The organism is Microcystis sp. LEGE 00066, assembly GCF_015207925.1.
GTDB classification, from domain to species: Bacteria; Cyanobacteriota; Cyanobacteriia; order Cyanobacteriales; family Microcystaceae; genus Microcystis; species Microcystis ichthyoblabe_A.
The window spans coordinates 1-20,935 of sequence record NZ_JADEVX010000072.1; the positions used below are offsets into that span (position 1 = coordinate 1).

The following is a 20,935-nucleotide window of genomic DNA, read 5'->3' on the forward strand; positions in this document are numbered from 1 at the left end:
CCTGGTGTCTTTAACGTGATGGCACCACTCCGATTCCATCCCGAACTCGGTTGTGAAACTTCACCGTGGCCAAGATACTTGTCGGGTTGCCGACCGGGACAATAGCTCGATGCCAGGATTATTCTTTCCTACCCCTCAATCACACAAGATTGGGGGGTTTGGTTTTTAGGAAAAATCAGAGGATTTTAAATCTAAACCGCGCTCAAATATTGTATCTATGGCTAACATTTCTCCGTCGTTAGTCATAAATTTATGATCTTTGGTTGCTTGGATAGTTTGCCCATTTTCTAGGGTGTATTCAAAGACTTCTTGTAAACCTCGCTCGTGCCATTGAGAGATTGGTTGACTATAAACAAAACCATTTTTATCTACACTATAAACAGTGCAGTTAACTTCTTCGCTCACAATTTTAGCAATTGGTAATAATCCGTATTCCTCAGTTAAAATTAACGTCTCACCTCCTAGACAATATTCGGCAAAATTTACCATCTGTTCAAAGAGATTTTCAGCGATTCTTTTTTCCACACCATTTTTAGCAGCACCATCGATAAACATCTCCCTTTGTTTCTGCATTTCGGAGGCTTTTTTCTTACCCATTGCTCGACGCAATAGATCCGCTTCTCCTAGGGAATAACCCGCTAAATCCTGCGCCATTTTCATAATCTGTTCTTGATAGACTAAAACTGCGTAGGTTTCCTTAAGAATTGGTTCCAATAAAGGATGATCATAACGAATGGGTTCTCTACCGTGTTTTCTGCCAATAAAGAGAGGAATTAATCCCGCATCTAAAGGACCGGGACGATAGAGTGCTAGGATTGAAGATATGTCCTCAATACCCGATGGTTTTAACTCTTTAACGATCTGTTTCATCCCCGACGATTCTAACTGGAAAATACCTTCTAAATCCCCTTCTTCTAGTAATCCGTGGGTTTTGAGAATATCGGGAGGTAGTTTTTTATGTTCCCCTTTAGCCCGAATTTGCAGAGCTTTTCTTTCATCTAAAGGCAATTGATCCAGATCAATTTCTATACCCTGATTTTGTTTAATTAAATCGGCGGTTTTTTTCAAAGTGGTTAAATTTCTTAACCCTAAAAAGTCCATTTTTAACAATCCCAATGATTCTAAATCCTCCATGAAATATTGGGTAATTACCGCCCCATCATTATTTTTCTGGAGGGGAACCACTTCATCTAAAGGTTGGGAAGAAATGACGACTCCCGCAGCATGAACTCCGAAGGTTTTGTTAGTACCTTCGATACGAATTGCCATATCTAACCAATGACGCACATGGGGTTCCGTATCGTATCTTTCTTTAAATGCCGGTTCGGGAGTTTCATCGGAAATCATCACTTTTAAAGGTGTGGGTTTACCGCGAGAAACGGGAATCATTTTCGCCATTTTATCCGATTCGGCGTAGGGAATATCTAACACCCGCGCCACATCTTTTAAGACAGCTTTTGATGTCATGCGGTTAAAAGTAATGATTTGAGCAACATTAGCCTCCCCGTATTTCTCCGTAACGTATTGGATCATTTCATCCCGTCTCTCGATACAGAAATCCGTATCAATATCAGGCATAGATTTCCGTTCAGGATTGAGAAAACGCTCAAATAATAAACCGTGATGAACGGGATCAATATTAGTTATTTTTAAAGAATATGCTACCAAAGAACCCGCCGCAGAACCACGTCCTGGACCGACGGGAATATCATGATCTCTAGCATATTTTATATAGTCCCAAACGACGAGAAAATAGGTAGAAAATCCCATTTTCTGTAGCATTTTTAATTCGTATTCCAGCCTTTCTTTGTAAACAGGTTCAATTTCGTGACGAGAAGGACATTTTAATCTTTCTAGTAATCCTAACCAAGCAATTTCTTCTACATAACTATCAGCAGTATGTCCCGCAGGAACTGGATAGTTAGGTAGTCTTGGTTCATTAAATATGTTATAAGGTTCGACTTTTTCTGCTACTTCTAAGGTGTTATTAATCGCTTCTTCAATCACATCTTCTGGCAGATGATCACGGAAAAGTAAACGCATTTCATCAGCAGATTTTAAGTATTCTGTTCCGCTATAACGGAGGCGTTTATCTTCAGTAATTAACTTGGCAGTTTGAATACAAAGTAAGGCATCGTGTGCCTCTACATCGTAACAGGAAATAAAGTGAGAATCGTTAGTAGCAACTACTTTAATTCCTAATTCTTTAGCAATTTTAACTATTTCTACATTGACAATCCGATCTTCTTTAGAACCGTGGTCTTGAATTTCTAAATAAAAATCATCACCAAAAAGTTTTTTATACCATTTAGCAGTTTCCTTAGCCAATTTTCTGTTATTAGCTAAAATTGCTTGGGGAATCTCTCCACCCAAGCAAGCACTGGTAACTATTAATCCTTCATGATATTGTTGGAGTAACTCTTTATTGATACAAGGACGAGCAAAAATGCCTTTACCTTGAATACCTTTCAGATTAGAAATAGTAGTTAATTTAACCAGATTTTTATAGCCTTGGGTGTTTTTGGCTAAAACAACTTGATGATATTTTCGGTGGCGAAGATTGACTTCAATATCGCCATTGACTACATACATTTCGTTGCCAATAATTGGTTTTATTCCCTTATTACGGCAGGTTTTAATTAATTCGATCGCACCATACATGACTCCATGATCGGTTAAAGCGATCGCCGGTTGTCCTAATTCGATCGCTCGATCAATTAGTGCCGGTAATTGGGAAGCACCATCAAGTAAGCTATAATCACTGTGAATATGTAAACCGACAAAAGACATAATTTTTCAGGAAAAAGTAACAAGTAAAAAGCAAAAAAACTAGAATTTACTGACTTTTAATTTTCAGCAATCACAGTCTATTTTTAGGGTTGATTGAGAATCCTATAGGGGAAAGAACTTTCTTCTAAATTAAACCATTGTTCTCGCAGTTTCTGGTTATCATTGCTGCCAACAACAGTATCAACAAATTTTTTCCATTCGGGATCGTTTTTGGGTAAAATACAGCCATAAAGTTCGGTGGTAATCGGTTGACTGGGTAGTAGCACAAATTGTCGCGGATCCTGTCCTTGTTTAACGAGTTCCCCCAGTAGAAGAATTCCATCACTAACCACTGCTTTAACTTCTCCCCTTTGTAATTTTGCCACTGCCTCACTTCGATCGCTGACAGCTTGCCAATTAGCCAGAGGATAGATATAACGAATAATACTATCGGTGGTGGTGTGGGGAATATAGGCGATCGCAACCGCCGCTAAAGTGTTATTAATATCTATTTTATCAACATTTTCCCTTTTAGTTAAAAATTGCGCTCCTGTCATAAAATAGGGAGTAGAAAAATTAACCTTTTCTAGTCTTTCTTCCGTAATTGTTGCCGTATTACAGGATAAATATACTTGTCCCTGTTCCACTTGCTGAAAACGATTATTAGTCGTCGCTTCTGTAAAGGTTATTGTAATCGGTTTACCTAATTCTTGTGCTAATCGACGTTGGACTAAGCGCATTAATTCCACTCCGTAACCTGTCCATTGTCCCGTTTTCTCATCGATATAACTAAAGGGAGTAGCGTCTTTTCTGGCTGCCGCTTTTAATTCTCCCGTGCGAGCAATTCTTTGTAAAACTGTTTCTGCTAAGACTGATAAATGTAGGTTATTTATCAGTAAAAGACCTAGAAAAATCAACCAAAAGTTTTTAGACATATCAAGAAAGCAAGAAGGAAATAGAGAGAAAAAAGCTAACAGCCAACGCACGATTAGCAAATGCTGCTATATTTTAACTAGAGCTTGCTGAATAAATCTAAAAACCTTGTTGGATAAGACTTTTAGACCTTTTTAAAATCCAAAAGTGCCTCGTCTGGGAGTAATCAGGGGGAAATTCCGGGACTTTTTCTCTGAAAATTAGGTAATTGAGCAGATGAAAATCGGTAAAACCCTACACCCCACACCCTACCCCCACCGAAAAACTTTTTGCCGCAAACCCTAACTACGATCCTCAAATAATCCACTCAAACGTTCTACTTCTGTTTGTGCTGTGTACATAGGAGTTCCAGCCAGAATTCCGGTAACATTGCGGAAAGGTTGACCAATGTGCATACCTTGATGATCGATCGAAAACTCACGAATATCCTTATCGTGCATAGAACCGCGCATTTTTAAAACAGTGATACCGCGGCGCATTTCTCCATACATTTCCACATAACGCAGCAGAATAATTGAATCAGTAATTGTAGAAATATGCGCTTCTGTAATCGAGGAACCTCCTAATAAAGTGGGAGTGGTGGAAGTAAATAATCCTCCCACCTCTTTTTGCTTAATAAAAGAAGTCAAACCGATAATAAATTCCCGAAATCCTTTCAGATTAGAAACCCTTTCTAAAGCAGATAAACTATCTACTGCCACTCGATTCGGTTGAAACTCCTCGATAATTTCCTTCATCATAATTAAATGATTTTCTAAACCCGTAGTTTCGGGATAACGGCAGACTACCTTTAATTTACCTTCCTTTTCCATGCGGTCATAATCCACCCCCCAACCGGTAGCATTTCTAAATAACTGTTCGCGACTTTCCTCGAAGGCAAAAATTAAACATCTTTCCCCATTGGTTACTCCCCCGGCCATAAATTCTGTCACCATCAGGGTTTTTCCTGTTCCTGTGGCTCCCGAAACCAAAATAACCGAATCGCGGAAGAAACCACCCCCACACATTCTATCGAGTTCCAAGCTGCCGGAAGTAATACGAATATTAGAGGATTTTTGTTCTAGTTCAATAGCTGACAAAGGAATAATCACGGCCCCTTTATTGGGAATAATTGTAAACGGAAATTCTCCTTTTTGGTGATCGGTTCCCCGATATTTTAAAATTTCGATCGTCCTTCTTCTTTTCTCATCGGTTAAAACGTTGCGTAAAATCACCACATTGTCGGCCACAAATTCCTCCACCCCATAACGACTGATTTCGCCGTATTCTTGGGTTCTTTCTGCGGTCATAATCGCTGTTACTTCCAATTCTCGCAAAGCGGTTGCCAGACGAAAAAGATCACTTCTCACTTGAGCGCTATCACTCAAATGGCTAAAAATTGCGCCTAAAGAATCCATAGACACCCGTTTAGCTTTATTTTTGCGGATAGCAAATTCAATGCGAGCGATTAATGCGCCTAGGTCGTATTCTCCCGTCACCATCGGCTTTTCTTCCGGTTGGGGGGAAGCATCAACAAAGGCCCATTGGCGATTCTCCTCCCACTGCCGGATATTCCAACCAAAACCACCCATATTTTTTCTGAGTGCGTGGGGTGGCTCCTCGAAGGTGACAAAAACGCCATTTTCTCCATTTTTGATGCCTTCTGCGAGAAATTGACAGGCAAATACCGTTTTAGCACTTCCTGCCGTCCCCGCTATCAAAGTTGCTCTTCCTTTCGGCAATCCCCCTTCCGAAAGAAAATCAAAGCCGGGGATTCCTGTTTCTAACTTCTCAATCAACTCTAGGGGATTATTTTGCGTCATTCTAAGTTCTCTATGAAAACGAGCTAATGTTTATTGTACCTATTTCAGTGACCGGCGATACCAGAAATTTATCCCTAGTTTGAGAGTTTGAGCATTGGTAATAAAATTTCCAAGACATAGTTTAAATGCAGGACAGCTTAACCCAAGAATAAATGGAAACTAGATAAGCAGGTAAATCTCGGCTACAATTAACCAAAACAGCAATAAACTAATAGTCAGAATCAAAGTAAGTTTTGTATTTAGTTGATTAATACTATTCTTGACAACTTTGAGAGAGTTTAAGGTATAATCATACTTATTTGCTCTACTATGGAACATACAACCGATAATAATCAAAATCAGCAAAAAACCGACAATCAACAAGAAAAAACAGCAACAGGGAAGAAACCCGTGCTGAAGATTGATCCTAAGAAAACTATACCCTATATACAGGAAGGAATCAAACCGAAAAATAGATAAATTCTGTTTATTTCAGGGTTCCTTGAGATGCGTCAAATAATGGCACATCTCAAGGAAAAATCAAGTAAATTTCTCTAACTATAAAGGAACTTTAGTAATCCAATCTTGATACTTTGGTTCCTGATTGAGAACGATAGAACTTAACTTTTCTTTTAACTGATAAGTAATCGGTTTAGCTGCCGGTAAAGAAAAAGTTTCAATCCTTTTAATCGGAGTAATTTTCGCCGCAGTGCCACTTAAAAACACCTCATCAGCGATAAATAACTCCGTCTTATCTACAGGTCTTTCAATAACTGGAATACCCAAATCCCGCGCGATAGTTAAAACACTATCTCTAGTAATCCCTTCTAGAATATCTTGGTCAAAACTAGGAGTAATTAGCTGACCATTTCTGATAATAAAAATATTCATTCCTGTCGCTTCACAGACTTTACCCTGAGAATTCATTAAAATTGCCTCATCAAACCCGGATTCTACCGCTTCCGTTTTTGCTAAAGCAGAAGTGATATAAGCGGCGCTAATTTTACCTCGCAACGGGAAACTTCTATCCTCTTGACGATACCAAGAACTAATCCGACAGTTAACCCCATCAGCTGCCAAATAATCATCCATTTCTAGACCATAGACTAGAAAATCCTTCTCGATACCATGCAATCGCGGGGCAATTCCCAACCCGGAACTATAGACAAGGGGACGAATATAAAAAGGTCGATGACACTGATTATTTTTGACAAAATCGATAATTATTTGATAGATTTTATCAGCAGAAATCTCGTAATTAAGAAACTTAGCACTTTGACTTAAACGCTGACAATGACGTTCTAATCTAAATAATAATATCTGTCCCGGATTGTTAGGGTCGGGAGTACCTCGTAAACCACCGAAAGCGGCAGTTCCGTAGTGTAGTGCGTGGGTAGCAACGGATAATTTTGCCTCACTAAAAGGGATAAATTTATTCTCAAAATAGGCGAGAGGAAGGAAAGTAATTTCGGCGGTAATAGACATTTTTTTGTTGATTTAACCAAGAACTAAACGGGATTTACCCATGCAGAAAAATTTTGTTTCTGGCTATTAGAAGGATTTTCTACCCTGATAATTTCATAGCGAATCGTCTGCGGGGTGGCCAGTGGAACAGCAAGGGTTCGCAATTCATCGAGATGAAAGACTGTTATCTGAATAATATCACCTGCGCGGTAGTCTTTTAATCTTTCGTTTAACTGTTCCGCCGTCACCCGCAATCCATCGATAGCCAATAATTCATCATCAGCATTAATTCCCGCTTTTTGGCAAGGGGAACCCATCTCGACAAATTTAATTATTTCTTTACCCGCTTCACTCTGTACCCGCATTCCCAGATAAGGTATCGTCTCCCCATTGTCAACCCCCCGCAGATAGAGTCCAAAGGGTTCAAGATATTGATTAAAGGGTAATTCTGCCAAACCGTCGATATAACGCTGGTAGAAGTCGCTTAAATCCACTCCCGCAGCCGATTCGAGAATTGCCTGCAATTCCCCATCGGTATAACCAATCTCCTCTTTACCGAAATGTTGCCACATCGAGCGTAAAACATCATCGAGGGAACGACGGTTATCGGTGTGGGTGCGAATTAGTAAATCCAGAAGCAGCGACAATAATTCCCCCTTGAGATAGTAGGAAATTTGACTATTATCACTATTGCTATCCCGTCGATAGAGTTTTATCCAAGCATCGAAACTCGATTCGCCTAGCGGTTGGACAAGACGACCGGGTATATTGAGATAACGGCTGATTTCTTTGCTTAAAAGCTCTAAAAAAGTCTTACTATCGTATATTCCCGCCCGTAGAGGGATTATCATATCGTAATAACTGGTGGTTCCTTCGGCAAACCAGAGGGAAGAAGTATAATTTTCTGCATCATAATCGAAGCTTTCTAAAGCTTTTGGGCGAATACGCTTGATATTCCAGAGATGAAAGAACTCATGAGCGACTAATTGCAAAAAACGATGATATTTATCCTTATCTCGCAATCCCAAACGCGCATAGTTAAGGGTACAGGAATTTTTATGTTCTAGTCCCCCGTAACCAGCCGCTGAAAGATGTAGCAAAAAGAGATAATTATCATAGGGGAGTCCACCGAACATAGCCGACTCGGTTTGAATAATTTTAGTGGTATCGGCGATAATTTGACTAGGATTAGCGTTTCCCCGTCCCCAGATAGCTAATTGATGGGGTTTTCCCTCGACGACAAAATCGTATAACTGATGAATCCCCACCTCCACAGGACTGTCCACCAGGGTATCAAAATCGGGAACGTGAAAGGTGTTTTTCTGTCCGGGTAAAGATTTTAAGGCAGTGGTAACGCGCCAATCGCCATGGGGGGGGATAATTGTCAGGGTGAGGGGATGTTTTTGATAATCGGGGATATAGAGAAATAAAGCAGCCCCGTTGAAGTAACCGTGAGTATCATCGAGATGGTTGGTTCTGACGGTTAAATCGTGGGCAAAAACGCGATATTTGACCGTTATTTCGGAACTGTCACCATTGTCAATCTGCCAGTGATTTTTAGCAACTTTGCGACTGTTGAGGTTAATAGCTTGAAAATCTTGGACTAAACGGGAGTATTCCCGCACTAGATAGGAACCGGGGGTCCAAACCGGCATTTTTAGGTTTAAAATCGGTGCTTGCCAACCGGTAATCTGTAGAGTGACTTCAAAGAGGTGTGAAGTCGGTTCCGACATAGCCACTTGATAGCTGAGACTTAAACGAGTTGAGGAGATGGTAGCGGGGGAAATAAGACTGGTCATCGGCATTAAACAAGCTTTTAAGTTATTATAGCGGCAAGCTTTCGGCTAATTTACCCGGTTTCACCGCGAAAAATCCGATGGTTTTCCAAGATTTGACCGAGCAGTTTTGGAACTGTAACTCCCGCAAATCCTGCGGTTTTTTTTGCCGATTCAGCGTCTTTCTGCCGGGGGTGCGGGAGGAGCCATATCGGGGGGAGGAGTTACCGGTAGGGGAACCGAACGAGTTTCGGGAGCCGCCACATTGACGGGAACGGTAATCGGTTCGGCTGCTGCGGGGGCCGTATTTTGAGGACTAGGAGCGGCGGCGCTGGTAGGAGCGACTCTAGTACGCCGACGACTAGAACGGCGTTGGCTGGGTTCGCTAGTATTAGAACGGACGATAGTTTGCACACGACTTACCCGAACCCGTCGCCGTCTGCGGATAGGTCCTTCGGTGGGGGAACCCTCATCGCTGCTGGCTAAACGATTGTTAGTAGTTTGGGTAAAGTAGGTACGTCGGGGTTTAATTGGTTCCGCTTTTAATGTCACTGGACGTTTGCCTAAATTCGGTTCTGGGAAACCTTGATAGGGAATATCCTTAATTGCTTCTAACATAAATTGTCGCCACATCCAAGCGGACATGGTACTGGCTCCATTGGTGGGTTTATTATTGTCATTACCGAGCCAAATTCCCGTGACTAATTGGGGAATATAACCGACAAACCAAAGGTCGCGAGCTTTATCAGAAGTGCCAGTTTTTCCCGCTACTGGACGACCGATTTGTGCTGGGGTTCCCGTTCCCGAATTAACCACATTCTGTAGCATCCAAGTCATCGTCGCTGCCGTGTTTTTATTCAGAGCAGTTTTCGGTTTAAAATTGGCTTGATAAATTACTTTACCATGGCGATCGAGTACCTGATTAATACCGTAAACTGGTTGATGCACACCATTATTAGCAAAGGTTCCGTAGGCGCTGGTCAATTCTAAAAGATTGACTTCCGAAGCACCCAAAGCCAAAGAATAAGTGGGTAAAAGTTTCGACTGGATCCCCATATCTTGAGCTAATTTAATCACCGGATTCCAACCCACAGCCACTAACACCTGAACTGCCACCACATTCAGGGAAGAAGTCAAAGCATCGCGCATGGACACCTCGCGGCCGCTATACCTATCACCGTAGTTTTCCGGTTTATAACCATCCACTACATACTGGGCATCTTTATAATTAGAATAGGGGGATTTCCCCGCCGCAATCGCCGCCGCATAGACAAAAGGTTTAAAAGTAGATCCCGGCTGACGTTTTGCCTGTGTCACCCGATTGAATTGATTCTTATCGTGGTCAATTCCCCCGACCATAGCCTTAATTTGTCCATTTTTGGGGTCAATTGCCACTAAAGCCGCCTGTTGGAAGTTCTGCCACTGGCCATAACGAGAAACCGCTCTTTCTACCACTTCCTCCGCTTCGCTTTGCCAACGAGGATTAAGGGTAGTTTTTACCACTACTCCCCCCGCTTCTAGGGTTTTAGCGGGAACCAGTTGCGGCAGTTCTTTTTCCACATAATCGGTAAAATAGGCCGCTTGCCGTTGCAGACGTTTTAGGGGACTGGTTTTAAGTACTAGGGGAGATGCGATCGCTAGTTCGGCTTGAGCGTTAGTAATAAATCCCACCTCGGCCATAGTTTTGAGGACAATATTACGCCGTTCTAGGGCAGATTTAGGGTTTTCGAGGGGAGAATAGAGACTAGGAGCAGGAACAATGCCAGCAAGGGTGGCAGCTTCGGCTAGGGTTAATTTATCGACGGGTTTACTGAAATATAACCAAGCGGCATCGGCCAGACCGTAGGCCCCGGAACCGAGATAAACTAGGTGAAAATAACGCTCTAAAATCTGGTCTTTTGTATATTTATCTTCTATTTTCTGAGCGATACGCATTTCGCGTAATTTGCGATCAAAACTCCTTTCTTGGGATAAAAAGACAATCCGGGCCAATTGTTGGGTGATGGTGCTGCCTCCTTCCACCACTCCCCCGGCTCTCAGGTTAGAAAAGAGAGCGCGAGCAATACCCTGGCCATCAACTCCCCCGTGTTCGCGAAAACGACGGTCTTCACTAGCGATAAAGGCCTCCTGTACCAGTGGGGGAACTTGGGCAATTTTCACGGTTTCGTAGGTACTTGGGCCATTTTGCTTGAGGATTTCCCCATTAGCAGCTTGAATGGTTAGGGTGCCTGGACGAGCATAGGTTTGTATATCGGCGATGTTTTGCGGTAAAGAGCTTTCAAGGCGATAAATGCCCCAACCTACCCCCAAAAGTCCCCCTGTCACCCCTAATCCCAATCCCAAGTACAAGCCAAAGCGGGGATGTTGTCGCCATTGCGGTAAGGGAGAATTGTCGATCAGGGTGGTAAATTTGTTCTTTAAGGGTTTTAATGTCTCTAGAGCCTTGCTACTGGCTTGGGAGACTAAATTAACCTTTTTCTCTTCGGAAGCGGCTTCTACTGGCTTTTCTGCGGCAACTGGCGCAGATTTGGAGTCGATAGGATCGACTTTAGGGGGTTGCTTGGAATTTCCTAATTTATTAGCAAGATTATGAAAAAATTGACTAAGTTTTTGTTTGTATTTCATGTTAGTTGAGCGGGTGGGGGTGAGTAATCAGTGAACAGTAATCAGTAATCAGTGAACTGAAAACTCAAATCTGGACTCTTCTCGACTTTGTGTGATAATTTTTGCTTATGGAATCGTGAAATGCTTATCAGGCAAGACTTTTAGTGCTATTTTGACGTTCGGCGATGCTCAGTCGAGCCGCGGAAGAAACTATCAGTATAGACCTCGTTTCCACACAGTGAACTGAAAACTCAAATCTGATCACTGATAACTGATAACTGATAACTGAAAAGCTGACTCTTTAAAGATCGCTAAATTGTCGCCACCATTGCTGGAGAGGATAATATAGGAGGGGAGTCCAGAGACTACTAAGTAGAGCAGAAGTGAGGCCAATGCGTTGATAATCAAACCAAAGATCAGCGAGATTTTTGCCTCCTTGTAGATAGTATTGAAAAGCGATCGCACCATCAGCGATTAAAGTCATCACAAAGACAATTAAGACCACGGCGATCAATTCTTCTTTAACATAACGTTGTCGGTGTAAACGGGAAGTGAGGAAACCGATCAGACCAAAAACCATAATATGGGAAGGATAATTAGAGGTTAAACTATCTTGAATAGCGCCGATCGCTAATCCGGCCACCACACTATCGAGACAAGAGCGATTGAGACTCCAACTAACCAACCAAATCAGTAACCAATTGGGAGCGATGCCTAAAATCTCCATTCCAGGTAGCCGAATTAAGGAAAGAAAGGTACACAGAAGCAACGAAGCGATAGTGACTAAAATATTCAGTATAAAACGAGAACGGGCTGATAAACGGCTTAATTTCAGCATAATTACCCTTCTCACTGCTGGGGTTGCGGGTGAACGAACACCCATTCGAGATTGTCCACGGTGGCGGTAAATTCAATTTTGGCGGTGGGGGCGGGATTTTCCTGTAAATTAAGGGAAATTATACGACCGATGGGCAACCCCGGCGAAAAAAGACTACTAAAAGCCGAAGTTGTCACCACATCTCCCGGTTTGACATCGGGAGCTTTTTCAAAAAAGCGCAGGGTGGCGACTTGGGAATTCTGACCTTGAATTAAACCCATGGCCCGACTACGATTCACCGTTGCTCCGATGCGACTTTGGGAATTACTGACCAATAGAACTTTGCTGGTGTGGGGGGTAACTTCCGTAATCCGTCCCACTAAACCACCAATTCCCGTCACCGAAGCACCCACTGGCACACCATCGGTGCTACCCCGACCGATAATCACCTGTTGCCACCAATCATCGGCGCTGCGGCCAATAATTGGAGCAGAAATCAGGGGTTTTTTCTGGGTTTGATAATAACCAAGCTGTTTTTTTAATTGTTGATTTTGATATTCGACTTCACTTAAACGATTTTGTAATTCTCGCACCCGTTGATCGGCCAGAAGTTGCTCTTGCAGATTAGTTTCCTCTCCCTGAAAAGGACGAGTTAATAAACCATACAATTCTAAAATCGCCCCACTTTGATAGGTGCGAATGTACCAAGCTACCCCCAAAGCGGCAGCGAGCAGCAAAAGTCGCCATCCCTGCTGTGTCCATTTTCGTCGTGCTGAATACATGAGCGATTAAAAACCTCTTGACTGTGTAGAGTGAGAATCCGTGTGTTTTGCCGCTAACCGATCCTAGTGACCTTTAGACATTGCGAGTTGTTTCATTAACGATCCGCTCAAAGAGTTTCTGATTTTTTAACACTTCTCCCGTGCCTTTGACCACACAGCGCAGGGGATCTTCAGCGACATGAGTAACGATACCGGTTTCGTGACTGACTAGGCGATCGAGTCCCCGTAATAAAGCACCTCCTCCCGCTAACATGATGCCGCGATCGATAATATCGGCAGCTAATTCGGGGGGAGTTTTTTCTAGGGTACGTTTGATCGCATCAACGATCACGGAAAGTGGCTCATCCATACTTTCCCGCACTTCTTCCGCTTTGATGGTCACGGTGCGGGGTAAACCGGACATAAGATGCAATCCCCGCACTTCCAGAGGAGGAAATTCATCTTCGGGGGAGGGATAAGCGGAAGCAAGGCGAATTTTAATATCTTCGGCTGTACGTTCCCCGATAATCAGGTTATGGACTTTTTTTAGATAGGCGATAATTGAGTCCGTTAGTTCATCCCCAGCGACGCGCACCGATTCGCTGATTACTGTCCCATCAAGACTGAGAATCGCCACTTCCGTGGTGCCACCACCGATATCGATGATCATATTTCCCGTCGCTTCCGAGACGGGTAAACCAGCACCCAAGGCTGCCGCAATCGGTTCATCAATTAACCCCACTTCTCGCGAGCCGGCATTTTTGGCCGCATCCACCACTGCGCGTCTTTCTACTCCGGTAATCCCACTGGGAACACCGATTACCATGCGGGGATTGCCAATCGTGCCATCGAGCGCTCGTTTGATGAATTCCGCTAACATGATCTCGCAACTGTAAAAATCGGCGATTACCCCATCGCGCAGGGGTCGCATAGCGGTGACATGGCCCGGAGTGCGACCGAGCATTTTTTTGGCCTCCTCCCCGACAGCGACCGGGTTACGGTCTTGATCGATCGCTACTACCGATGGTTCCTCTAAAACGATACCTTTCCCTGATACATAGACGAGGGTGTTTGCTGTACCCAAGTCTATACCTATGTCCCTTGATAAGCCTAGTCCTCTAAAAAAACCCACTTGTTTTCACTCCTGTTCTGATCAATAAAACGTTGCTATAGCTAGACTTTCGATCGAATCGACTTGGATTTTATTAGGTTTTGTTTCTCAAGTCTAGTTAATTATCGCTTCTTTCTCTCCAGATTTACCCAGGTCTTTGGCCTAATTTTCTAGCCACCGGTCAAGGCTAAGGTTTCAGGCTAAAATGAACATACTATTGTACTAAATTGAGGATTTAAGACCATGAGTGTAAATCTGGTTCATTTGGTGGGACGAGCGGGGAGAGACCCAGAAACCAAGTATTTCGAGTCGGGTAAGGTTTTATGTACTTTAACTTTAGCGGTTAATCGTCGCTCGAAAAATAGCGATCAGCCGGATTGGTTCGATCTGGAAATTTGGGGTAAAACGGCGGAAGTGGCCGCTAATTATGTGAAAAAAGGCGGTTTAATCGGGATTAAGGGTTCTTTAAAAATGGATACCTGGAATGATAAAAACACGGGATTAGCTCGCTCTAAACCAGTGATTCTCGTCGATCAATTAGATTTACTCGGTTCTAAACGCGATAGTGAGGCTAATTCCGAGCGAGAATTTTAAAGCTTGAGCGGCATTATTTCCCGATTTTGGGTGTGTTAGCCCCTAGTAACACACCCTTATTTAGTCTCTAATTGACTGGAAAAATAGGCTCTCCTAGGTTTGGTGGGTAAAATGTATTCTAAGATACATTTCTCCTAGGGAGGGGGTGGAACGAACCACAAAGACACAAAGAACACAAAGATCGATCGATCATATTGTAAGTTAAGCTGGTCGCAACGCGCTCGCTACGCGAGATCACACAGAACCTAGAAGAGCCAAAAATATTGCTGTAAATCTGGTAAAATTTCTCTATAAATAGCTGTATTTATCTCTATATCCGAGCCAAGAATAGAATTAAAAGGGATAATTTCTACCAAGGAATTACTATAGGCGATCGCCTGTAAAGTCCCGACAAATTCCGGGGTCCAGAGATTTTCTTGCAGGGAAATATTTTGTTTTTTTAACCAGCCGATCAAAGCCGAGCGCCCGATTCCGGGTAAAATATCAGCAGTCAGCAGGGGACTGTACCAGCAATTATCTTTCCATCCCCATAAATTGCCCGTGCTAGTTTCTAACCAATTCCCCAATTGATCGACTAATATCGCCTCTTTTGCCCCTTTTTTTTGAGCAGTTTGTGACGCTAACCAAGGAGTTAAATAATTACCAGTTTTATGCTCTCCTAAAACGCGTTGCCAAGCGGGATTATCTATTACCCAGCCAATAATTCCCTGCTCTTGTCTAAGGTTTAAATCTTCGGGTAAAAATCTGCCTTTAATCCACTCCCGTCCATCGGGAAAAATTGTGATTCTCAGGACAGGATAGAATCGGGATAATTTTTCGGCTCCTTGGCGAATTCGCTGCCAATCGGGATCAGACCATTGGAAAACTTGTAAACTAGAGTGCAGACGTTTGAGATGTTCTTGCCAATGGGTTAGGGGATGATCTAAGCTTTGTTGATAGATACGCAGGGTAGTAAATATTGTGGCTCCATAAAGCAGTCCAATATCATCAATACCCAGACTGATTCGCTCATTCTCGATTAATTCGCCATTATACCAATACATAATCAGTTATCAGTTATCAGTTATCAGTTATCAGATGTGAGTTTTCAGTTGATTAGACATATCCAAAAATTATAACTCAATCAGAGCTTGCTTTGCTGCCTTGTACTAATAAGTAGTTCGATGTTGAAATATATAAGTAGGTGGGTGGAATTAAATATAAGATGAACGTAGGTTGGTTTGAAGCATGAAACCCAACGTCCGCATGGGTTACGCTACCGCTAACCCATCCTACAAATAATTGTGCCTCCCTACTTATCTGTCGTTGCTAATTCAATTTAACCGAAAAAATCTGGTAACATTAAAATTATTTTATTTGGGTAATTTGCTTGTATAGACAAAATTTTATTCTTGAGATAATATTAGGTATAAGTCCACTGATAACTGTTTACTGATAACTGTTTACTGATAACTGATCTAGCTTATGAACCGTCAAAAATTTACTTGGGGATATTCTAGTTATAAATTGCGTCAGAGAGAAAATTTTAAAGAATTTCTGTGTTTACTGGGATTATTAATAGCGGCCTTAATTATCTATCTAGTGGGATTAGGTAATTTACCCGTGCGGGATTGGGATGAAGCGACCATCGCTCAGGTGGCTAAAGAAATTAGCCAAACCCCCCTAGAACAATTGCGCTGGTTATTTCCTAGTCTTTGGGGTGATCCCTACCTGAATAAACCGCCGTTGATTCACAGTTTAATTGGTCTAACCTACCATTTTTGGGGCATCAATGAGGCCAATACTAGACTAATTCCCGCTTTTTTTACAGCTTTATCGGTGCCGCTTCTCTATCTTCTCGGTCGAGAAATTTTTCCCGCTCGTTTGCCAGCTTTACTGTCGGCATTGATCTATTTAACTCTTTTGCCGGTGGTGCGCCATGGCCGTTTAGCCATGTTGGATGGAGCGGTATTATGTTTTGAAATCCTGATGTTTGTTGGTTTACTGCGCTCACGACGCGATTTACGCTGGTCTGTGGGGGCGGGGTTAGGATTTGCCCTCCTTTGTCTGACTAAGGGGATTATGGGGCTATTATTGGCGGGTATCGGCTTTATTTTTCTGCTCTGGGATACCCCCCGGTTATTAACGTCTGCCTATTTTTGGTCAGGTTGGTTATTGGGAGCAACTCCCGCTTTTACCTGGTATAGCGCCCAATTTTGGCACTACGAGCGGGAGTTTCTCGATTCCCTTTTTGTTCAACAGTTAAAGCGAGTTAGTGACGATCTGGACAATCATCGCGGACCGTTTTGGTATTATCTGCTAGAAATTATTAAATATAGTTGGCCCTGGTTAATTTTCTCGGTTTGGGGTTTACGTTTAGCTCGTCAGGAACATCTCTACAGTTGGGCAAAGTTACTGTTAGTTTGGACGGGTGTTTATCTGTTCGTGGTTTCGGTAATGGCGACTAAATTGCCTTGGTATATTCTGCCGATCTATCCGGCCTTGGCTTTAGCGGCCGGTTATGCCTTGGCGCAGGTGGTTAATCTTCCCATCGATCGCTCCTATAATCCCATCTGGTCAATTATTCTGGGTATTGTCGGCGTTGGGGCGGGTTTATTAGCTTTAATAGCCTATTTCCCTGGTAATTTTGCCCCTATCAAACCTATCCATCCCTTAATTCTTTTAACCTTATTGTCACTTTCCCTGACCATGGTGACAACGGCAATTTTGTTAGCTCGGCGCTCGCAACAATTCATCGTGGTTTTACTCTGGGGAATGTTGGTTTCTTTGTTTATTTTTGTCAATTCTCCCCTGTGGATCTGGGAATTAAATGAGAATTTCCCCGTCAAACCGGTGGCGAGTTTAGTGCAGAAATATGTGCCGGCCGATCACCCTGTTTATATTGCTTTTGCCTACGAGCGCCCCTCGTTAAATTTTTATAGTGGTCGTCGGGTTTTTCCCCTGGCTGCTGAAGAATTAATCAATCATTGGCAAAGTCACAAGCAACCTTACCTAATTATCGATCGTCAAACCAAAGAAGCTAGTGATTTAGAAGGATTAAAGGCGATCGGCTCTACGGATTCCGGTTGGTTTTTGGTGACAAAGCAGTAGTGAGGTTAATTTTGTGCATACTTTCGATAGCAAATTAGCTGAGACTTTAACTTGCTGGCTTCAAATATTACAAAAATTTTACAAGTTGCGTTAAAATCACCCCTAGCGATGAAACGCAACACTTTTGTAATTGTTGAAACCGAGATTAATATGCTAAATAGGTCAATTACGGCCGAGAAAACCGAGGAATTCGCTCCTGCTGACCTGCAAGACCTGCTAGACTGCACCGATAGCTTTGTTAACCGTCACATTGGACCGACGGAGACGGAAATCGAGAAAATGCTGGCGGTTTTGGGTGTTGCTACCCTTGAGGAATTAATCGCTCAAACTGTCCCGTCAGGAATTCGTTTACAAAAAAGCCTTAATCTACCACCTGCCTTGAGTGAATACGCCGCTCTTGCCCAATTAAAAGCTATTGCCTCGAAAAATCAGGTATTTCGCTCCTTTATTGGCATGGGCTACCATGACTGTATCACCCCGCCGGTAATTCTCCGCAACATCTTAGAAAATCCGGGTTGGTACACCGCCTATACTCCCTATCAAGCGGAAATCGCCCAAGGACGCTTAGAAGCTCTCTTAAACTTCCAAACTCTCATCACTAGCTTAACTGGTCTGGAAATTGCTAACGCTTCCCTCCTCGATGAAGGAACAGCAGCCGCAGAAGCGATGACTATGAGTTACGGACTGTGTAAAACTAAAGCCAATGCTTTCTTTATCTCTAGTAGTTGCCATCCCCAAACGATTGAAGTTGTTAAAACCAGAGCGATTCCTTTAGGCATTGACATTATTATCGAGGATCATCGTCTCTTTGACTTCCAAACGCCGATTTTTGGCGCATTATTACAATATCCAGCCACCGATGGCGTAATTTATGACTATCGGCAATTTATCGCCAAAGCGCAGGAAAATGGGGCTTTAGTCACCGTTGCCGCCGATATTCTCAGTTTAGCTCTGTTGACTCCCCCCGGCGAATTGGGGGCTGATATTGCCGTGGGTAGCAGTCAACGCTTTGGGGTTCCCTTGGGTTATGGGGGTCCCCATGCCGCCTATTTTGCCACCAAAGATGTCTATAAACGCAGTATTCCGGGGCGCATTGTCGGGGTATCGAAGGATAGTCAGGGTAAACCCGCACTGCGTTTAGCTTTGCAAACCAGGGAACAACATATCCGCCGGGATAAAGCCACCAGTAATATTTGTACCGCACAGGTGTTACTAGCGGTGATTGCTTCCATGTACGCGGTGTATCACGGACCGGAAGGAATCAAGAAAATCGCCCAAAGAGTGCAGAAATTAACCGCTTTATTGGCAACTGGTTTAAAACAGTTGGGTTATCAGGTGGGGAAAGAACCGCGCTTCGATACGCTCAAAGTTACGGTATCCACGGGAGTTAAGGATATCTTCGCCAAGGCAAAAACCCAGAAGATTAATCTGCGTTATTTTGATGAGAATAATCTAGGAATTAGTGTCGATGAAACCACCACTCTCAGGGATGTGTGGGATTTATGGCAAATTTTCGCCCCAACCGAGGAATTACCCTTTACCACGGCGGAATTAGTCGAGAAAATTAGTCTAGAATTACCCGCTAATCTAACCCGTACCAGTGCCTATCTTACCGAGCCGGTGTTCAATCGTTACCACTCGGAAACGGAATTACTCAGATATCTGCACCGTCTGGAAACAAAGGATCTAGCCTTAAATACTTCCATGATTCCCCTCGGTTCCTGTACGATGAAACTCAATGCCGTAGCGGAGATGATTCCGGTAACTTGGGCAGAATTCGGCAAATTACACCCTTTTGCCCCGATTGACCAAGCAGAAGGCTATCAACTGCTCTTTCAACAGTTAGAGACTTGGTTAGGGGAAATTACCGGGTTTGATGGCATTTCCCTACAACCGAACGCCGGTTCTCAGGGAGAGTATGCCGGTTTACAGGTGATCCGAGCCTACCATGAAAGTCGCGGTCAAGGTCATCGTCAGATTTGCTTAATTCCTGAGTCCGCTCACGGGACTAATCCTGCCAGCGCCGTTATGTGTGGTATGAAAGTAGTGGCGGTTAATTGCGATTCTCGGGGCAATATTGATATTGATGACCTGAAAACTAAGGCCCAGAAGCATCAGGATAATCTAGCGGCTTTGATGGTGACGTATCCTTCCACTCACGGCGTTTTTGAACAGGGAATTAGCGAAATTTGCGCCTTGATTCATCAATACGGTGGTCAAGTGTATATGGATGGCGCCAATATGAATGCTCAGGTGGGTTTATGTCGTCCGGCGGATTTTGGTGCTGATGTCTGTCACTTGAATCTCCATAAAACTTTCTGTATTCCCCACGGTGGTGGCGGCCCTGGTATGGGACCAATCGGAGTAAAATCCCATTTAGTGCCTTTTCTGCCCGATGTTTCCCTAGTTTTGGCGAAATTATCCCCAGAAACCGCTAACGGTAAGCATCAGGACTCAATTGGCGCAATTTCGGCCGCGCCTTGGGGTAGTGCCAGCATTTTGGTGATTTCTTGGATGTATATCGCTATGATGGGGGCAGCCGGCTTGAAAAAAGCGACAGAAGTGGCAATTTTGAACGCTAATTATCTGGCTTTTCGTCTGGAGTCGGCCTATCCGGTGTTATTTAAGGGTAGCGCGGGAACGGTTGCCCACGAGTGCGTGATTGATTTACGTCCCCTGAAAAAACAGGCCGGCATCGAGGTGGAAGATGTGGCAAAACGCTTGATGGATTTCGGTTTCCACGCGCCGACGGTTTCTTGGCCCGTGGCGGGTACAATGATGGTGGAACCCACGGAAAGCGAATCTTTGGGGGAATTAGACCGTTTTTGTGAAGCTTTGTTAACTATCTATCAAGAAGTACAAGCGATCGCTAATGGTACCATGGATATCCACGATAATCCTTTAAAAAATGCCCCTCACACAGCCGCAGTTTTAACTGCCGATGATTGGAGTCGTCCCTATTCCCGTCAACAGGCAGCCTACCCGCTTTCTTGGCTAAAAGATTATAAATTCTGGCCAGTAGTGGGACGGGTTGATAATGCCTACGGGGACAGAAATCTGGTTTGTTCCTGTGAGGGTATGGACGCTTATAAGTAGGGTTTGCGGCAAAAAGCTTTTCCTGGGTGTAGGGTGGGGTGCATCTCATTTTTGTAAATCTACTAATTTGGGATTTTTCAAGGGAAACTTTCTCCTAAAATTGGGTGTGTTACTTTCAGTTTTATCACTCAATCCAAGCT

The 20,935-nt window shown here is 43.3% G+C and carries 14 protein-coding genes and 1 rRNA gene; 5 read left to right on the forward strand and 10 right to left on the reverse strand.

The window, feature by feature from the left end; all coding sequences use genetic code 11:
- Positions 1 to 118 (forward strand): 5S ribosomal RNA (rrf, locus tag IQ224_RS11770).
- Positions 119 to 165: 47 nt separating this feature from the next.
- Here the strand turns inward: rrf and IQ224_RS11775 are convergent.
- From IQ224_RS11775 to kaiC, 3 genes are all read right to left on the reverse strand, one after another.
- The gene (locus IQ224_RS11775) at positions 166 to 2,790 is read right to left on the reverse strand and encodes a trans-splicing intein-formed DNA polymerase III subunit alpha N-terminal partner DnaE-N (RefSeq protein ID WP_002744837.1); all 2,625 of its coding nucleotides are present in this window, start codon (positions 2,788 to 2,790) and stop codon (positions 166 to 168) included.
- Positions 2,791 to 2,873: 83 nt separating this feature from the next.
- Positions 2,874 to 3,704, reverse strand: coding sequence for an amino acid ABC transporter substrate-binding protein (locus tag IQ224_RS11780; RefSeq protein ID WP_002744835.1), 831 nt, complete (start codon positions 3,702 to 3,704; stop codon positions 2,874 to 2,876).
- 279 nt (positions 3,705 to 3,983) lie between these two features.
- On the reverse strand, positions 3,984 to 5,504 hold the full coding sequence (gene kaiC, locus IQ224_RS11785) for a circadian clock protein KaiC (RefSeq protein WP_002744832.1): 1,521 nt from the start codon (positions 5,502 to 5,504) through the stop codon (positions 3,984 to 3,986).
- A gap of 309 nt (positions 5,505 to 5,813) precedes the next feature.
- Between kaiC and IQ224_RS11790 the strand changes: the two genes are divergently transcribed.
- On the forward strand, positions 5,814 to 5,963 hold the full coding sequence (locus IQ224_RS11790; RefSeq protein WP_002744830.1) for a hypothetical protein: 150 nt from the start codon (positions 5,814 to 5,816) through the stop codon (positions 5,961 to 5,963).
- A 78-nt stretch (positions 5,964 to 6,041) separates the two neighbouring features.
- On the opposite strand, the gene IQ224_RS11795 is transcribed toward IQ224_RS11790, so the two are convergent.
- From IQ224_RS11795 to IQ224_RS11820, 6 genes are all read right to left on the reverse strand, one after another.
- Positions 6,042 to 6,968: a branched-chain amino acid transaminase gene (locus IQ224_RS11795; RefSeq protein WP_002744828.1), complete on the reverse strand. Its 927-nt coding sequence runs from the start codon at positions 6,966 to 6,968 to the stop codon at positions 6,042 to 6,044.
- A 23-nt stretch (positions 6,969 to 6,991) separates the two neighbouring features.
- On the reverse strand, positions 6,992 to 8,752 hold the full coding sequence (locus IQ224_RS11800) for a M61 family metallopeptidase (RefSeq protein ID WP_194032976.1): 1,761 nt from the start codon (positions 8,750 to 8,752) through the stop codon (positions 6,992 to 6,994).
- Between the two features lie 144 nt (positions 8,753 to 8,896).
- Entirely contained in the window at positions 8,897 to 11,347 is a 2,451-nt protein-coding gene (locus tag IQ224_RS11805) for a transglycosylase domain-containing protein (RefSeq protein WP_084989911.1), read from the reverse strand.
- A 280-nt stretch (positions 11,348 to 11,627) separates the two neighbouring features.
- Positions 11,628 to 12,209 carry a rod shape-determining protein MreD gene (mreD, locus tag IQ224_RS11810; RefSeq protein ID WP_036401287.1) on the reverse strand — a complete coding sequence of 194 codons (582 nt, stop codon included), beginning with the start codon at positions 12,207 to 12,209 and terminating at the stop codon, positions 11,628 to 11,630.
- Positions 12,176 to 12,925 (reverse strand): rod shape-determining protein MreC, encoded by a 750-nt coding sequence (gene mreC / locus IQ224_RS11815; protein WP_036401284.1) that lies wholly within the window; start codon positions 12,923 to 12,925, stop codon positions 12,176 to 12,178. The genes mreD and mreC overlap by 34 nt, the downstream gene beginning before the upstream one ends.
- Before the next feature lie 73 nt (positions 12,926 to 12,998).
- Positions 12,999 to 14,036 (reverse strand): rod shape-determining protein, encoded by a 1,038-nt coding sequence (locus IQ224_RS11820; RefSeq protein ID WP_036401281.1) that lies wholly within the window; start codon positions 14,034 to 14,036, stop codon positions 12,999 to 13,001.
- Positions 14,037 to 14,258: 222 nt separating this feature from the next.
- Here IQ224_RS11820 and IQ224_RS11825 point away from each other — a divergent pair, with 222 nt between their 5' ends.
- On the forward strand, positions 14,259 to 14,609 hold the full coding sequence (locus IQ224_RS11825) for a single-stranded DNA-binding protein (RefSeq protein ID WP_002731888.1): 351 nt from the start codon (positions 14,259 to 14,261) through the stop codon (positions 14,607 to 14,609).
- 245 nt (positions 14,610 to 14,854) lie between these two features.
- On the opposite strand, the gene IQ224_RS11830 is transcribed toward IQ224_RS11825, so the two are convergent.
- A complete protein-coding gene (locus IQ224_RS11830) occupies positions 14,855 to 15,652 on the reverse strand; it encodes an aminotransferase class IV (RefSeq protein ID WP_002744810.1) in 798 nt (265 codons plus the stop codon).
- Between the two features lie 421 nt (positions 15,653 to 16,073).
- On the opposite strand from IQ224_RS11830, the gene IQ224_RS11835 reads away from it, so the two are divergent.
- Positions 16,074 to 17,699 (forward strand): glycosyltransferase family 39 protein, encoded by a 1,626-nt coding sequence (locus IQ224_RS11835; protein ID WP_002744809.1) that lies wholly within the window; start codon positions 16,074 to 16,076, stop codon positions 17,697 to 17,699.
- A gap of 108 nt (positions 17,700 to 17,807) precedes the next feature.
- Positions 17,808 to 20,795 (forward strand): aminomethyl-transferring glycine dehydrogenase, encoded by a 2,988-nt coding sequence (gcvP, locus tag IQ224_RS11840; RefSeq protein WP_194032977.1) that lies wholly within the window; start codon positions 17,808 to 17,810, stop codon positions 20,793 to 20,795.
- Positions 20,796 to 20,935: the final 140 nt, after the last annotated feature.

Coding starts and splice junctions, on each gene's coding strand:
- IQ224_RS11800 (WP_194032976.1), bottom strand. CDS start 8,752: ATGCCGATGACCAGTCTTATTTCCCCCGCTACCATCTCCTCAACTCGT.
- IQ224_RS11830 (WP_002744810.1), bottom strand. CDS start 15,652: ATGTATTGGTATAATGGCGAATTAATCGAGAATGAGCGAATCAGTCTG.
- IQ224_RS11790 (WP_002744830.1), top strand. CDS start 5,814: ATGGAACATACAACCGATAATAATCAAAATCAGCAAAAAACCGACAAT.
- kaiC (WP_002744832.1), bottom strand. CDS start 5,504: ATGACGCAAAATAATCCCCTAGAGTTGATTGAGAAGTTAGAAACAGGA.
- mreD (WP_036401287.1), bottom strand. CDS start 12,209: ATGGGTGTTCGTTCACCCGCAACCCCAGCAGTGAGAAGGGTAATTATG.
- IQ224_RS11775 (WP_002744837.1), bottom strand. CDS start 2,790: ATGTCTTTTGTCGGTTTACATATTCACAGTGATTATAGCTTACTTGAT.
- IQ224_RS11805 (WP_084989911.1), bottom strand. CDS start 11,347: ATGAAATACAAACAAAAACTTAGTCAATTTTTTCATAATCTTGCTAAT.
- IQ224_RS11795 (WP_002744828.1), bottom strand. CDS start 6,968: ATGTCTATTACCGCCGAAATTACTTTCCTTCCTCTCGCCTATTTTGAG.
- mreC (WP_036401284.1), bottom strand. CDS start 12,925: ATGTATTCAGCACGACGAAAATGGACACAGCAGGGATGGCGACTTTTG.
- gcvP (WP_194032977.1), top strand. CDS start 17,808: ATGAAACGCAACACTTTTGTAATTGTTGAAACCGAGATTAATATGCTA.
- IQ224_RS11780 (WP_002744835.1), bottom strand. CDS start 3,704: ATGTCTAAAAACTTTTGGTTGATTTTTCTAGGTCTTTTACTGATAAAT.
- IQ224_RS11825 (WP_002731888.1), top strand. CDS start 14,259: ATGAGTGTAAATCTGGTTCATTTGGTGGGACGAGCGGGGAGAGACCCA.
- IQ224_RS11835 (WP_002744809.1), top strand. CDS start 16,074: ATGAACCGTCAAAAATTTACTTGGGGATATTCTAGTTATAAATTGCGT.